The organism is Pseudoalteromonas sp. B131b (assembly GCF_037162545.1).
In the GTDB taxonomy this organism is placed as follows: Bacteria; Pseudomonadota; Gammaproteobacteria; order Enterobacterales; family Alteromonadaceae; genus Pseudoalteromonas; species Pseudoalteromonas fuliginea.
This window is the reverse complement of sequence record NZ_JARLUZ010000002.1, coordinates 38,283-53,431: the sequence shown is the minus strand read 5'-3', so window position 1 is coordinate 53,431 and position 15,149 is coordinate 38,283. Positions and strand designations below refer to the sequence as shown.

Here is a 15,149-nt window from a genome sequence, read left to right as displayed (position 1 = left end):
GTATTACACAGCACCTTCACTCTTGAACAACATTTTATAAAGCAGAGCTATTATGAACACATTCAATTTTAAAAAGAGCCAACTTGCGGCTTCTGTGTCTCTCATCATTGCTGCGAGCACATTAAACACAGCTATTGCGGCAGAAGCAGAAACAAGCGTTTCATCTGATGTAGAAGTTATTGAAGTAAAAGGTATTCGTGGTTCACTTATTCGTTCTATGGATATGAAACGCGACTCTTCTGGCATTGTAGATGCCATTTCATCTGAAGAAATGGGTAAATTCCCAGATACCAATTTAGCAGAATCATTACAACGTATTACCGGTGTATCGGTAAGTCGTGCAAACGGTGAAGGTAGCCAAATTACAGTACGTGGTTTTGGTCCTGAGTTTAACTTAATTACCTTAAATGGCCGCCAAATGCCGGGCACAGGTTATACACGTTCGTATAACCTTGAAAACATCGCCTCTGAAGGCGTAAGTGCGCTTGAAGTATTTAAAACAGCACGTGCAGACGTGCCAAGCGGTGGCTTAGGTGCAACAGTTAATATTTCTACTGCGCGCCCTTTTCAAAAGCCGGGTCAAAACTTTTCAGCTACCGTTAAAGCAAACCACGACTCGTCAAACGAAGCTGGCGATGACGTAACACCAGAGTTTTCTACGGTTTATAGCAATACTTTTGTAGATGACACTTTTGGTTTTGGTTTTTCATTTTCGCACCAAGAGCGTGACTTTCAAAAACAAAGTGCCAATATTCAAGGCTGGCAGGCAAACGTAGACTTACCTGAATTAGATAGCAGCAACGTAGTTGATAACCGCACAGACCCTGCAGGTAACTACTACCTCCCTAAAGACATGAACTACTCTATTGAAGATGTAGAACGTGAACGAACAAACGGACAAGTTACCTTTCAATACGCACCGGTAGATGGCTTTGTAGCAACACTTGATTACACCGCAAGTAAAGCTGTAACAGGTTCTCAGAGTATTGGTTGGGGTATTTGGAACGACTTTGGTAGCAATATTAATGGCTACGAACTAGATGAAAATGGTACAGCTGTTTATGCTGATATTAGCGGTAACGATGCGTCATTCACAGCCAATAAAGGTACTACAGAAGTAAAAGCACGCTCACTTGGTTTAAATCTTGATTGGGAAATTAACGACACATGGCACGTAGAGCTTGATTACCACGACTCTAAAAATGAGACTGACAACGGCGCCGATGACGGGCTAGGCAGTACCGGCCAAGTGATTTTGGGCTCAGATCAGCTTGCTAATAAAATTTACGATTACCGCACAGGCGATATTCCAAGTGCTCAAGTTAACTGGTTAAACGGCACAAGCGAACTAACACCAGGCGAAATTGACTCAAACTTTAGTCAGTTTACTCACTCACCGGGTGAGTCAAACATTGAACAGTTACAACTACATACTACGTGGTATAACGAAAGCTACGACATTGGTTTAGTTAAAGTTAAATTTGGTACATCACGTACTGAGCAAAACACCGGTGGTTACACCGCGTGGAGTGGTTTAGTAGGTGGTCCAGGCTTTAACCCATCGTATACAGAAATATTCCCAGATAGCATGTTTACACGTCACGATACATCGGGTCTTTTAGACCAATTTGCTGGCGGCGGTAGCGACTTACAACCTAATTACTACTACACGTATGACTTTGATGAAGCTGTTGCACGCCAAATTGCTTATTTAACAGCAGATGTAACAGGCTCAGATGCATACGCAGCTAATGCCTATATGGATGGTATTGACAGCGAAAGTTACGTAGAAGAAATCACTAATAGCTTTTATGTTCAATCAAGCTGGGAATTTGACGTAAGTAACTACTACGTAAAAGTAAATGCAGGCCTACGCTATGAGCAAACAGACGTAACCAGTACTGTACGTCAACGCGTTGAAGATCAAGTTAATTGGATCAGCGCTTCTGAGTGGATCATGCAATACGCTGCTGGCGGCGATGATAACTTCTTAGAGCAACAAGGTGATTACGATGTTTTACTGCCTTCAATCGACGTAAGTGTTGATTTAACTGAAGACGTAGTAGCCCGCGTATCTTGGGGTAAAACAATGTCGCGTGCACCACTAGGTAATTTAGCCGGTGGCCGCAGCTTAACAGGCAGCCCAAAACCAGGTTCTCGCACAGGTAGTCAAGGTAATACAAACTTATTGCCGTTTGAATCAACAAACCTTGATTTATCACTTGAGTATTACTACGCAGAAGGCAGCTACGCGTCTGTTGGTTACTTTAAAAAAGATGTTGATAACTTTATTCAAACCACCATTACGCAAACCACTATTGATGGCTTGTACGATGTTTTAAACGGCCCTCGTTACTTACAAGCCGTAAGCGATATTGAATCACGTGGCGAGCAAGCAACAACCGACGCTATTTTTGCACAAATGATTGCCAGCGGTTACGGCAATGCAAATGGCGTTATTGAGCCAAACAGCGACGATCCGCTAATTACATGGAATATTAGCCAACCACAAAACACCGACAGTAAATCGGTAGATGGTTTTGAAGTAGCTGTTCAACACTTAATTGGTGAAACCGGTTTTGGTGTTGGTGTTAACGCGACGTTTGTAGATGGCGACGTTGAATTTGATAGCGAAAGCCTTGATCAACAAGCACCACTTACAGGCTTAAGTGACTCAGCTAACTTCCAAGGCTTTTACGAAAAAGACGGCCTATCAGTTAAAATTACTTATGCATGGCGCGACTCATACCTAATTGGTGTAGGCCAAGCGCAAGGTTCAGCTGATGCGCCTCCGCAATATGCTAAAGCGTATGGCCAATGGGATATGAGCGTTAACTACGATGTAAACGAAAACGTAACGGTATTTTTTGATGGCATAAACTTAAATAATGCAACCGAAGAAGGTTACGGACGTTACGAAGAGCAGTTCTTATTTGCTAATCAATACGGTCCTCGTTACTCAATTGGTGCTCGTTACACGTTCTAACTAAATTTCCTTTAGTAAAAAATGCAAAAAACCGCTCACCGAGCGGTTTTTTATTGTCTAAAGTCATAATTTTTTAATAAGTGATACCAATCTGTTTATATATGGGGACTATTTAACGTTAAGAAAATTACGCTAGAGCTGGGCAAAAATTTTTGTACATAGTTGTTCTAAAGAAAAATTTAGACGACGCTATAGTGAAATTTAATTCACTAAATTGCTCAAAGATTCATGCCGGTTGGTATGATTACATATACATACCGCCCGATACCTCAAGTCGTTGGCCTGTCATCCAACGGTTTTCGTCCGCTAATAAGTTAGCAATCATAGGCCCTATATCGTCTGTTACACCAACTCTGCCCATTGCCGTTTGTGATGTAATAAACGCATTTACTTCATCGTTATCACGAACGACGCCATTACCAAAGTCGGTTTCAATTGCACCAGGGGCTACAACATTTACCGTAATATTTTTAGGTGCAAGTTCTTGAGCTAAATACCTTGTCATTACTTCTATTGCACCTTTGGTCATTGCATAAGTAATATGACCGGGTAATGAAAAACGCGTTAAACCACTTGATAAATTAATAATACGACCACCGTTTTTTATAAAGGGCAACAATGTTTGGGTAACAAAAAATACTCCCCTTAAGTTAATATTTATTAACGTATCAAAAGTTGATTCACTTGTGTCTGCAAAACTGCTAGTAAGCCCCACCCCTGCATTATTAATTAAGTAATCAAACTCACTTTGTTGCCAATGAGTCTGCAGGACATTTTGTAGTTGTTGTGCAAAATCCTCAAAGCCGAGCATATCACTTACATCTAATTGCAATGCAACCGCTTTAGAGCCTAGCTCCTGTACTTGCTTTACAACCTCTTTTGCTTCTTTTTCATGACGACGGTAAGTAAAAATGCAATCGATATTTTGCTTTGCAAGGCAAAGCACCGTGCTTTTACCAAGCCCACGATTACCACCGGTGATCACTGCAATTCGTTTGTTCATTGTTATATCCTGTTGAAAATAAAAGCGGGGAGTTAAATAACTTCCAAGCCAGTATATTTTTTCAAGCAACAAAGATAAACAGGCTGAAAAGAGTTACACTGTTCAAAATAAACGAACAATAAACAGTGTTATGAAAGACCTAAACGCAATACGTATTTTTATTAAAGTAGCGCAACTCAGTAGTTTTTCTAAAGCAGCAACAAGCTTAAATCTTCCTAAGTCAAGTGTATCGCAAGCAGTAACCATGCTTGAAAGTACATTAAATACGCGTTTATTACACCGTACTACACGCACTGTAAATATGACTTCAGACGGTGAGCTATTTTATCAACGTGCACTAGGAATTATCAGCGACGCTGACGATTTAAAAAATTTATTTGTAAGTGAGGATAAAGGTTTAACAGGCCGAATACGTGTAGATATGCCACAAGCTGTTAGTCGAGATACCATCATTCCAAACTTAAGTTCGTTTTTAAAAATGCACCCAAATCTTGAAATAGAACTTGGCAGCTCCGATAGACGAGTAGATGTCATTAAAGAAGGATTTGATTGCGTAGTAAGAGTGGGCGAACTTACCGACTCATCGTTAATTGCACGACGTTTGGGCAGCTTTCAAGTTTTAAATTGCGTAAGCCGTTATTATGTAAAAAATCATGGTTTACCTAAAACTCTTAACGATTTAAAAAATCATTACATTGTTCGCTACAGTCAAACACTTGGTATCCCTGATCCGGGTTTCGAATATTTAGATAGCAATAATCAATTGCAATCAATAACGATGAAAAGCCAGCTTACTGTTAACTCCTCAGAGGCATATTTAAGCGCAGTACTGAGTGGTTTCGGGCTTATTCAATCACCTATTCACGGTATAAGTAAATACCTTGAATCTGGCGAACTTATACAAGTTTTGCCTCAATACGCGATGCCCGACCTACCAATCAATATTTTGTACCCAAATAGGCACCATCTACCCAAGCGCGTAAGTGCATTTATGCTTTGGCTTGAAGAACAATTGAGCGTCTTTACAAAGTAATAATCTGTGCGTTATTCATTTTGCGCTAAAGCATCGTTACTTAGCCACGATAGTTGGCAGCAAGAAGTAAAGGAAAACCCCATAATAGCATCATCAGAACATTAGCATTTAAGTGGATACGAATACTGTTTAGGTGTTTAAAAACACATACGCCCTACGATAAATCAACTTACTTAACTGTATTGAAAAGCAAGGGTTCACCACTATTAAAATTTGCGGTTGAAAGTGAGTTTTAGTGCTTGCTGTCCACCTCAAGGCATGTCCTTATATGAACCTTAAACTAAGCTTTTTCCCAGTACATTGTCCTTAAACATGCTAACAACTATTTTGACTGTCCTTTTACGTGAAAATAATCGAGGTATTAAAGAGACTACGTAATTAATCTTACCCGATACTGTATACATTCTATTTTTTTCGTAAGCCGCGAGCGCAGATTTAACTACCTTGCTTGCAGGAGCCAAGTTCATATTGGATGTATCAGCATTAGCATTTTCCATAAAACGAGACTCTGTAGTACCGGGGCACAAGGCCATGACGCGAATATTCTTATCTAATAATTCTCCGGTAAGAGCCTCTGAAAAACTTAATACAAAAGCTTTAGATGCACCATAAACAGTCTGGTATGGTAAAGGTTGAAAAGAACCAATAGATGCTACATTAATAATTCCGCCGCTATTTTTATTTACCATTGCAGGCAAACATAAATGAGTAAGTTCAACTAATGCATTAACATTTAACATCAACATTTTATGATAAGTTTCAAAACTCTCACCAGAAAACTCACAAAATTTTCCAAAACCAGCATTATTAATCAAATAATCAACTGACAAGCCTAAATCATTTATTTGTTCAAATAATTTTTTAGGGCCATTTAGTTCACTTAAATCGGCGGGAATAGTTTTAATCCAAATGTTCCTATGTTCACGCTCTAACTCTTGCGCTAAACTTATTAGATCGCTATGCGTTCTGGCTGTTAGGATTAATTTAGCTCCTTTGCTAGCGAGTTGTTTAGCAAACTCTTTCCCGATGCCTGAAGATGCGCCTGTAATTAATATATTTGTGTTTTCTAAATTCAGCTTTTTCACTATAAATCATCCTATGAGTTAATTATCAGTTAACTGTAAGCCTTTCCCTTGAGGGGAAGGTCAAGTGAATTCTTTAACTAAATCTATTTTAAATTGCTTCAAATTCTCATTTTTCAGCAAAATCTCGTCAATCTCTTGTTTTAAAAGTGATATTTTTTTATCTATAAGTAGGTGAATCAAATCAATAGGAAGTTTCTTTTCCTCCGTTTTTTTAGACACTATATCCTTGATTTCACCGAGGCTAAACCCAAGGGTTTTAGCACGACAAATCATACTTATAACCATAACATCATGATTACTATAAATACGGTAGCTACCTTTTCTATTTGGAAGCGTTATCAAACCAATTGACTCATAGTACCGAATAGCTTTTCGAGTTGCTCCAGTCAATTCAGAAACACGACCTATTAACATAGTAATCCTTATGAGTGATGGAATAGATAATCGTCTAATGCTTACATTAAACGGCTAAAGAACGTTGGCTGAAATGTGTGAAGCACGAACAATAGCCAGCTGTTATTAGCCCGTTTGAGAGTAAACTTGGTGAGCAGGCTTCAATGAGTTTTTCCATTGACCTAATCCTCTAAACACGGCCACCCCACTAAAAAGGGTTATAACGCCCGCATAAACAGCGGAGCAAGTTGGACGCTTTTTTGCGCCGTGTTTTGCAAAAAACCGGCCTGCTTGCGGAATCAGGTTTGATGCGTTTGGTATATTTTTTTGTAAACGTAAAAACGAAATATTAAGGCTTGAAATAGTGCTGCGAGACCAAACAACAATGAACCTTTATAAAACAAGGACGGTAGAACAAACGCCATTGGTATAGCAGCATAATATAAATAGGAACGATTTGTGTATTTGCTTATTAAAAAATGAAGTGGAAACCCAATTACTAACCAACCTACGATAGAAATAAACAGATAAACACCCACATATAGTAAAAATGTAACAACCAACCCTAAAAGGTCGTTTACTGATGATGGTGCTAAACCAGTAAATAAAGCCGAGACAGCAATGCCTATTCCCACAAATAAGAGGCTTTTGAGTATTGCGTCATCCCACCTTCCAAGACTCAATTTTTTATCCTTAAAATTATTAAGGTGTGAGCAACGCTAGCACAAAACCTAACCTTACCACCGTAAACACAAAACCCAACGATGGAATGAAAAATGCCAAGCATTGGGAATCACTCTTAAATGCTTTGTTATGTATTTTTTTGATGATTTCTCTTAACTGATCTGGGTGCATTGCTGGCTTTGTTCTATGAACCATAGCATGGCAATTTGGGCAAAGTGGACGAAGATCATTTATAGGGTCAACTTTGTACTCTTTCCCAACAAGAGCTATATCCAATACGTGATGAACATGGATAAATCCTGAACCTAGCTCAGCTCCGTACTTTTCAGAAAAGTCAAAATCACATGAGTTACACACGGCACCATAATATTCAATGCACTTTCGTCGAGCTTCAGGATTACGTTCGATTGCATTTACAGTAACTTGCCTTACCTTACCCTCTTTGTATTCAGGTTCGTTAGTCTCATCTGGATATAAAGAAATATTAACGTGGCTGGAAAGTAAATAAATACCACCAGTTCCATTAAACACTTTTGCTGATAACTTTTTGCCAATTTTAGTGGCAAATTTTTGCAGTTCATCAGAAGCTAATTTGTACTCTTCTGATGTCTCCTCTAGCTTGGAAAACCACTTATTTAAGACAGCTTGAGTCTCTCCGCCATTTCCTTTACCAACGTAGTTTGAAACTGTTGTATTTCTGTACCCGATGAATTTACTTGGAGCAAATAAGCTGAGCTCTGGGAAATAATACCAATGGAAGAACTGGGAAAAACGGTCATAAGCAATGCTATTCCCTTTAACTATGTAACTAAATTCTCGAGCATTTTCGATTACTTCAGCAGTAGACTCAACTAAGTTCATTTTTCACCTGATTTTGAGATTTTCGATAAATACATAAACGCCTCGTTAAGAGGCAAAAAATTGTTGGCCAAAATTAGCGACGAAGGAGCAAAAGCCTGAGAGTACACTTGACACCCATCTTAATTTAAATAAGGAAATTTAGGATGGGTGTCGCTGTAATTGCTGCGAATCACCCTTAAACAGTTTGTTATATGCCGCTTTAAACTTACTATAAAGCAACTCCCATTTTAAAGTAAGAAACATCAGCTTTATAAAAACGCTCTCCGTATGGCTGCATACCGAAACGCTGATAGAAACTTAAAGCTGATTCCCTAGCATCACACCAAAAAAATTTACAACCGTATTATTAAGGGATTGAAGAATAAACTTTAGCATTTGAGAGCCAATGCCTTGCCCTTGATAATCAGTTTTAGTAGCAAACTTACGTAGGCGAGCTTTATGTGATTTTATGTATACGGAAGCAACACAAACAAGTTCGTCATTGATAAATGTACCAAAATGAATTGCATCAGGATCACCATCTACATGGCAATATTCAGGAGGCTTGTTTGGCCAAAGAATACTTTGTCGAAGCGGGATTGTTTGCTCCCAGGAAATATTGCGAATTTCCATATGATTTTGAAGAACCTCTATAGGCATATAACGAGCCTGTAGATTAACTCGTTTTTTATTTGTTTTTATTGATGAACAAACCATAGCTGAGTTCCTATTTTGGTTCAATCTATTACTGTATTTTATGCAGAATATAGAGTGGGAGTTTGGTGTTGTTTTAATTGCCGTTTTGGAAGGAATTACGGGGGTTGAGTGGCTTTTATTTAGGGTGAAAGGGCTTAACTCTAAATTTTCAAGGCAAACATTTGTGAAATTGGCAGGATAGTTGGCAGCAAAAAACCAAAATGAAATTCCATAATACCATCATCAGATCATTGGCATTTAGGTGGATACGAATCCTATTTAGGTACTGGAAAACACGTACGCTTTAAGACGAATCAACTTCCTTAACTTCATTGAAAAGTAAGGGTTCACCGCTGTTAAAATTTGCGGTGGAAAGTGAGCTTTAGCGCATGCTATCCACCTCAGGGCGAGTTCTTAGATTTCAAAGTGATGCAATATACGCCTCGGATTTTTTACGATAACTCTCTTCAAAAGCGATAATTGCAGCCACCACGCCAGAGCCTAATAAAACAAACATGGCTGATGGAAATATAGCTGTTGATAAAACAAACAATTGATTAATCCCAAATCCCGTTTTCATGAAGAAAGATGTGATAAAGGCAATAATTGATACGACAATAGCAATGAGCGCTAAAACAGTTGTAACCCTCGTGATTAGCAATAGCAAAGGTAAGTTTTGTGTAGATAAATTTTTATACGGCTTCATCGTAGATTCCTTTCATTGAAATATAACGAGCCTGAAGATTAACCCGTTTTCTATCTGTTTTTATTAATAAACAAACCATAACTGAGTTCCTATTTTGGTTCAATCTATTACTGTATTTTATGCAGAATATAAAGTGGGAGTTTGGTGTTGTTTTAATTAGTTTTTTGGAAGGAATTACGGTGGTTAAGTGCAAAATTTAAGGTGGGTGATGAGATGGACGCTCCCCAAAACGGCGTCAATGCGCCAAACTGGTAATTGAACTCACTCAGTTAAAAGGGAACGTCCGTCATGAAAATTAGCACATTATCAATTGATTTGGCAAAAAATGTATTCCAAGTCGCTGGCTTCAATTCTAACCATAAAAGAGAATGCAATAAACGTTTAAACAGAGCTAAACTCAACGCCTTCATGGCGAATACCCCTCCGTGCCGCGTAGTGATGGAAGCCTGCTATTCTTCCCACTATTGGGGGAGAGTATTTACGTCTTACGGTCATACCGTTGACCTTATTCCTGCACAACACGTTACCCCCTTTGTTCGCGGTAATAAAAACGACAGTAACGATGCATTTGCTATCTATGAAGCAAGCTTACGCCCTCATATTAAATTCGTTCCTATTAAAACCGAAGCTCAGCAAGAAATACTCATGTTCCATAAGATACGTGAGCTACTTCTGCAAAACAGGATTGCTGCAACCAACCAGTTACGCGGTTTATTGGTCGATTTTGGGTATGTATTTCCTGTCGGTATGAAGGTATTTGAGCAAGGCCTCATTGCGTTAGAAAGTGATTCTGAGCTTCGCCCAATACTGCGCACAATGGTGAGTGATATTTACACTGAGTACAAAACCCTTGTTAAACGCATTAAAGCCATTGAAGCGATGCTTACTGCACACGTTGAACGGGATACAAACGCTAAAATACTTCACTCCATTCCTGGCGTGGGTGTACTCAATGCCTCAGCCTATGCGGCATCAATCGGGAACGGTCAGGCATTTAAGAATGCAAAAGAACTCGGGGTGTGGCTAGGATTAACACCTAAACAATACGCGTCAGGCGATAAAAGTAAAATGTCAGGCATTACTAAGCGCGGTAACAGTTACTTACGAAAACAACTTATTCACGGTGCTCGCGCCATTATCGCCAGAAGTCACCATAAGACAGATGCGCTAAGCCAATGGGTAAATCAATTACGCGAGAAAAAACACTTTAATTGTGTGGTGGTTGCCACCGCGCACAGATTGGCGCGACTGATGTGGGTATTGCTGACCAAGCAAACCCTCTATTCACCTCAGTATGTGCAAAATACACGCAAGGATGCTTAATTATGCGTATTTTACACGCCAATCACACCCGAGTTTACGACTTAAGACAGCCTGATTATGACATAGGTTTTAAAACCTGAGTGGGTGTTTGGGCACTTAAGTCGTAACATACGCTTATCCTGTATGTACTTCACTTATAATGAAATAAAAAGCGCACGCTAACCAAGGTTAACCAGATAAAGACACGAGATTCAATCTCGTTTGGGTGAATATTTTTTAGGTCCCTTGGTACGAAGCTCATTAGGAGCATGGCGCATGATAATCATGACACCATAGCTCGAATATATGTCAGTACCTTTGCTTTTTAGCAAGCTTGTGACGCATCATTACTGCGAAATGGAATACATGATAATGAATAAAAGCACCAACTTAGATGTTTATACATCGGCTCGTCTTGACTTCAAGGGAGCGTCCATATATGTCTTTGTTATTCTAAGTTTTACTTTCGCTTTACTTCACTAAAACGCATAGCTTTGATATTACCTTGTGATTCAAGCTTACTAGTATTTATCAAGTGATGAACCCTAAGTAATAACTTAATATCATTTAGATCTTTAAATTGATCGCGCAATTTTAAAGATTTGGCAATAACCATAGCTATTTTTTGCCAACTTTCACTCGTATGAGAATAAAGAGTATTATCAATTAATTCTAATTCATATTGGCTAAGCTGATTAAAGTAATTTAAGTCACTTTCTGTAAATTCGATTTCAACAGGTACTTCCATAGTTTTCTCATCTCGACTGTCACAACCTAAAAGAAAATACATTGTGATTAATATTGCTAAACTTGATTTCATCATCGTAAAACTAACGCCTCAATAATAAGTGAGCCAAATGTGGCGGGCGATTTGCTCCGCAAATGGCATGACATGTTTAGCGAATCTTAATTTATTGACTTGTTAGCTGTACTTTACACCCAAATATCATTTTCAGCCGTCAGCTCGCTACCTGAATCACCAGTATTAACGACTCCTTTAGGTTCAACAATCATAATCTTACATTCACTGTTAGCAACAGGTTTATGTTCTACACCTTTTGGAATTACAAACATTTCACCCGAATTTAGGGTTACGATGCCGTCACGGAATTCTATATTAAGGATACCTTCCAAAACGATGAATATTTCATCTGTATCAGGATGATCATGCCAAACAAATTCGCCTTCAACTTTTACTAACTTAAATTGATAGTCATTCATTTCTGCAACAACACGCGGAGACCAGTGTTCAGTAAATTTCGAGAACTTATCTTTAAAATTTATAGCATCAAACTTCATTCTTACTCCATACATTTATGTACTGCTAACGAGCCTGTAGATTAACTCGTTTTTTATTTGTTTTTATTAATGTATTAACCATAGCTGAGTTCCTATTTTGGTTCAATTAATTACTGTGTTTTTACGCAGAATATAAAGAAATGTTTGATATTGTTTTAATTGACGTTTTGGACGGGATTACGGGTGGTTGAGTAGCTTTAATTTAGGTTAAAAGGGCTTCCCCTTCTTAATGCATCGTGTTTTGCAGCTTTTCTATATTATGAACTAGGCAATACAGTTGCCATTGCGCATTCACTTTCGTTTGACCCCGTAAGGTCAATTTATTCATGCCTTTGTTGACGATAATATTGCACTTTTAACCTAAAGAAAAGCCGGTTCAATACAGCAGAATCGCTTGCCATTCTTTAATAAACAGCTGTCGTCGCCCTATTGGGCAGTCTATTTTTACTTTCATTTTGTCTACATTGCTCAGCTTTTTGCGTAGGGTGGGTGTGTTGCTTATTGTGCTTTGTGATTTATTTATCATTGCGTTCATACGAAAGCTGGTAGCGATCATGAATTTAATGGTGAGAGATGGTGTCATCTGGAACCCTAAATTGGTTTAAAATTAGGTATTGACACCAAACTTACTTTTTAACTTATAACTCATCCCGCGAAAAATCAGTTATACTATCTCCGAACTGACTGATGGCTCTCTCCTTCAAAGGATTTAGTAACAAGCGCAGCTCAATCAAATCATTGCCTACATCAGCAATCTCATCTGAGTCATCTGACGTTTCACATATTTTTGCCATTTCTTGTTCAAGTGCTATGAGACCCTCTAGCACGTATTTTAGCTCTGATCCTGCAAGTTCAAGCTTGAACTGACTCATACAATCTTTCCTTCTTTCTTAAATACTCGAGATGCTTTTAGGGCCATTTCCTCAAGAAGTCCCTTGAACTTGTCAACCGGCATATTCCGAGTGGGCGAAATACAGTAATGGTGTGGCTTATCCTGAACCATCTTCAATCCATGAGGCGGCTGGGTATTCGGTGGAAACCTCCAAACCCAACCAGTCATTGGTGCATTGTTGATACCTTCTATATCGAAAACGCTGATCCCTTTTCCGTTTGCGATAATAACCTTAATTCCATTTACGGTTGTAACATCAACATCACGAGCTCGAACATTCGATAGACGAGGACTTGAAGCATTTCCGAGGCGGAAAAGCTCTTCGGGTAGGATGTAAAATTCTTTTGGGTACATAATGATCTCCATATCGTTGACAAAAAGTTAGTTACTCTCTCTGAGGCCTTTATCGTTTTATAGACCGTAAAGTTTCATAAATTACGATGTATTTATCTTAGCCATCAAATAATCTTATGTAAACAACTAGCTAACTATGAATCAGCTTTTTATAAAACTCATATTATTAAATCACTTTTTTAACGCAGTTAATGAATTATTTAAAGCCCTGAAGTTTCAACATTTTAATTCAATTAGTATCCTATTTATGTATTACAACAAGCAGTAAGTGGTGCAATGGACCCCTTAAAATGAAAAAGCGCCGCAAATATGCAGCGCTCATTACTGAGTGATTGTTGTATTAAAATTTTTTAAAAGAAGCCAAGCGGATCTTCGCTGTAGCTCACTAATAAATTTTTAGTTTGTTGGTAGTGATCAAGTGCCAGTTTGTGCGTTTCGCGCCCTATTCCTGATTTTTTATAACCACCGAATGCAGCATGTGCTGGGTACATGTGATAGCAGTTGGTCCACACTCGCCCTGCTTCTATTTTACGACCCATGCGATAAGCACGGTTCATGTTTCTGCTCCATACACCGGCGCCTAAACCAAACTCAGAGCTGTTGGCAAGCTCGAGTGCTTCGGCTTCATCTTTAAAGGTCGACATAGAAATAACAGGGCCAAAAATTTCTTCTTGGAAAACACGCATGTCATTTGTGCCTTTAAGCAGCGTAGGTTGTATGTAGTAACCACCGTTTAAATCGCCACTTAGTTGCTCTACGTTACCGCCAGTGAGTACTTCGGCGCCTTCTTTTTTACCTATTTCAATGTAGCTGAGTATTTTATCGAACTGTGCTTTTGAGGCTTGTGCGCCCACCATGGTTTCGCTATCAAGTGGGTTTCCGCGTTTAATTTTTAAGGTACGTTCGAGTATTCGTTCAATAAACTGCTCGTAAATATCTTCTTGAATAAACAGCCTTGATGGGCACGTACACACTTCGCCTTGGTTAAAGTAAGCAAGCACGGCACCTTCAATGGCTTTGGATAAAAACGCGTCGTCTTTTTCCATTACATCATTAAAAAATATATTAGGCGATTTACCACCGAGCTCGACCGTAGAGGGAATAATATTTTCAGCAGCGCATTTCAAAATATGTGAACCTACAGGCGTTGAACCTGTAAATGCAATTTTAGCGATTCGTTTACTGGTGGCCAGTGCTTCACCTGCTTCTTTACCAAATCCATTTACAATATTAAGTACGCCTGCGGGAAGTAAATCGCCAATAATTTCCATTAACACTAAAATAGAAGCTGGGGTTTGCTCAGCCGGTTTTAAAATTACGCAGTTACCTGCAGCAAGTGCTGGCGCGAGTTTCCAGGCAGCCATTAAAATAGGGAAGTTCCACGGAATAATTTGCCCAACCACACCTAACGGTTCGTGAAAATGATATGCAACGGTGGTTTCGTCTATTTCGCCTATTGTGCCGTCTTGCGATCGCAGGCACCCTGCAAAGTAGCGAAAGTGATCAGCCGCTAGCGGAATGTCAGCAGCGAGTGTTTCACGAATTGCTTTACCGTTATCCCATGTTTCGGCTACGGCAAGTAACTCTAGGTTTTGCTCAATTCGATCGGCTATTTTTAGCAGTATGTTACTTCGGTCGGTCACCGACGTTGTGCCCCACTGCGCTCGCACTGCATGCGCTTTATCGAGTGCCAGCTCTATGTCGTCTTTATCTGAGCGCGGTATTTGGCAAAACACTTTACCGTTTACTGGGCTTATATTATCAAAGTATTGGCCATTCACTGGCTTTACCCACTCTCCGCCAATGTAATTACCGTATTGTTGTTTAAAGTTTAAAAGTGCGCCGTCGCTGCCTGGATTTGCATATATCATGTGTG

Annotated in this window: 14 protein-coding genes and 2 pseudogenes; 4 read left to right on the top strand and 12 right to left on the bottom strand. The window is 39.1% G+C overall.

Features of this window, described 5'->3' with window-relative positions; genetic code table 11:
- Window positions 1-52 precede the first annotated feature (52 nt).
- On the top strand, window positions 53-2,986 hold the full coding sequence (locus P4S65_RS18205) for a TonB-dependent receptor (RefSeq protein ID WP_337120801.1): 2,934 nt from the start codon (window positions 53-55) through the stop codon (window positions 2,984-2,986).
- A gap of 244 nt (window positions 2,987-3,230) precedes the next feature.
- Here the strand turns inward: P4S65_RS18205 and P4S65_RS18200 are convergent, their stop codons facing one another.
- Window positions 3,231-3,989, bottom strand: a complete 759-nt coding sequence (locus tag P4S65_RS18200; RefSeq protein ID WP_007377195.1) for an SDR family NAD(P)-dependent oxidoreductase — start codon at window positions 3,987-3,989, stop codon at window positions 3,231-3,233.
- Between the two features lie 130 nt (window positions 3,990-4,119).
- Between P4S65_RS18200 and P4S65_RS18195 the strand changes: the two genes are divergently transcribed.
- Together P4S65_RS18195 and P4S65_RS18190 are read left to right on the top strand one after the other, a co-directional pair.
- Window positions 4,120-5,022 (top strand): LysR family transcriptional regulator, encoded by a 903-nt coding sequence (locus P4S65_RS18195; protein ID WP_337120800.1) that lies wholly within the window; start codon window positions 4,120-4,122, stop codon window positions 5,020-5,022.
- Between the two features lie 62 nt (window positions 5,023-5,084).
- Window positions 5,085-5,258, top strand: a pseudogene (locus P4S65_RS18190) (IS110 family transposase); the annotation flags it as partial.
- A gap of 39 nt (window positions 5,259-5,297) precedes the next feature.
- On the opposite strand, the gene P4S65_RS18185 reads toward P4S65_RS18190, so the two are convergent.
- The 5 genes from P4S65_RS18185 to P4S65_RS18165 all read right to left on the bottom strand — a co-directional run bounded on the left by P4S65_RS18185 (window position 5,298) and on the right by P4S65_RS18165 (window position 9,426).
- Window positions 5,298-6,107, bottom strand: coding sequence for an SDR family NAD(P)-dependent oxidoreductase (locus tag P4S65_RS18185; RefSeq protein WP_337120799.1), 810 nt, complete (start codon window positions 6,105-6,107; stop codon window positions 5,298-5,300).
- A gap of 60 nt (window positions 6,108-6,167) precedes the next feature.
- Window positions 6,168-6,521: a MerR family transcriptional regulator gene (locus tag P4S65_RS18180; RefSeq protein WP_096794380.1), complete on the bottom strand. Its 354-nt coding sequence runs from the start codon at window positions 6,519-6,521 to the stop codon at window positions 6,168-6,170.
- Window positions 6,522-7,202: 681 nt separating this feature from the next.
- On the bottom strand, window positions 7,203-8,045 hold the full coding sequence (locus P4S65_RS18175; RefSeq protein WP_337120798.1) for an HNH endonuclease: 843 nt from the start codon (window positions 8,043-8,045) through the stop codon (window positions 7,203-7,205).
- A 297-nt stretch (window positions 8,046-8,342) separates the two neighbouring features.
- Entirely contained in the window at window positions 8,343-8,741 is a 399-nt protein-coding gene (locus P4S65_RS18170) for a GNAT family N-acetyltransferase (protein ID WP_337120797.1), read from the bottom strand.
- A gap of 400 nt (window positions 8,742-9,141) precedes the next feature.
- Window positions 9,142-9,426, bottom strand: coding sequence for a hypothetical protein (locus P4S65_RS18165; RefSeq protein WP_007377189.1), 285 nt, complete (start codon window positions 9,424-9,426; stop codon window positions 9,142-9,144).
- 288 nt (window positions 9,427-9,714) lie between these two features.
- On the opposite strand from P4S65_RS18165, the gene P4S65_RS18160 reads away from it, so the two are divergent.
- A complete protein-coding gene (locus P4S65_RS18160) occupies window positions 9,715-10,749 on the top strand; it encodes an IS110 family transposase (RefSeq protein WP_337120796.1) in 1,035 nt (344 codons plus the stop codon).
- 439 nt (window positions 10,750-11,188) lie between these two features.
- Here the strand turns inward: P4S65_RS18160 and P4S65_RS18155 are convergent, their stop codons facing one another.
- From P4S65_RS18155 to exaC, 6 genes and pseudogenes are all read right to left on the bottom strand, one after another.
- The gene (locus tag P4S65_RS18155; protein ID WP_096794375.1) at window positions 11,189-11,551 is read right to left on the bottom strand and encodes a DUF3658 domain-containing protein; all 363 of its coding nucleotides are present in this window, start codon (window positions 11,549-11,551) and stop codon (window positions 11,189-11,191) included.
- A 110-nt stretch (window positions 11,552-11,661) separates the two neighbouring features.
- Complete coding sequence (locus P4S65_RS18150; RefSeq protein ID WP_096794370.1) at window positions 11,662-12,027, bottom strand: cupin domain-containing protein; 366 nt, start codon at window positions 12,025-12,027, stop codon at window positions 11,662-11,664.
- Between the two features lie 226 nt (window positions 12,028-12,253).
- A pseudogene (locus P4S65_RS21965) lies at window positions 12,254-12,508 on the bottom strand (transposase); the annotation flags it as partial.
- 157 nt (window positions 12,509-12,665) lie between these two features.
- Window positions 12,666-12,899 (bottom strand): hypothetical protein, encoded by a 234-nt coding sequence (locus P4S65_RS18135; protein WP_007379016.1) that lies wholly within the window; start codon window positions 12,897-12,899, stop codon window positions 12,666-12,668.
- Complete coding sequence (locus P4S65_RS18130; RefSeq protein WP_033028505.1) at window positions 12,896-13,273, bottom strand: hypothetical protein; 378 nt, start codon at window positions 13,271-13,273, stop codon at window positions 12,896-12,898. The genes P4S65_RS18135 and P4S65_RS18130 overlap by 4 nt, the downstream gene beginning before the upstream one ends.
- Before the next feature lie 350 nt (window positions 13,274-13,623).
- Window positions 13,624-15,144 (bottom strand): acetaldehyde dehydrogenase ExaC, encoded by a 1,521-nt coding sequence (exaC, locus tag P4S65_RS18125; RefSeq protein WP_306724852.1) that lies wholly within the window; start codon window positions 15,142-15,144, stop codon window positions 13,624-13,626.
- Between the last annotated feature and the right edge of the window lie 5 nt (window positions 15,145-15,149).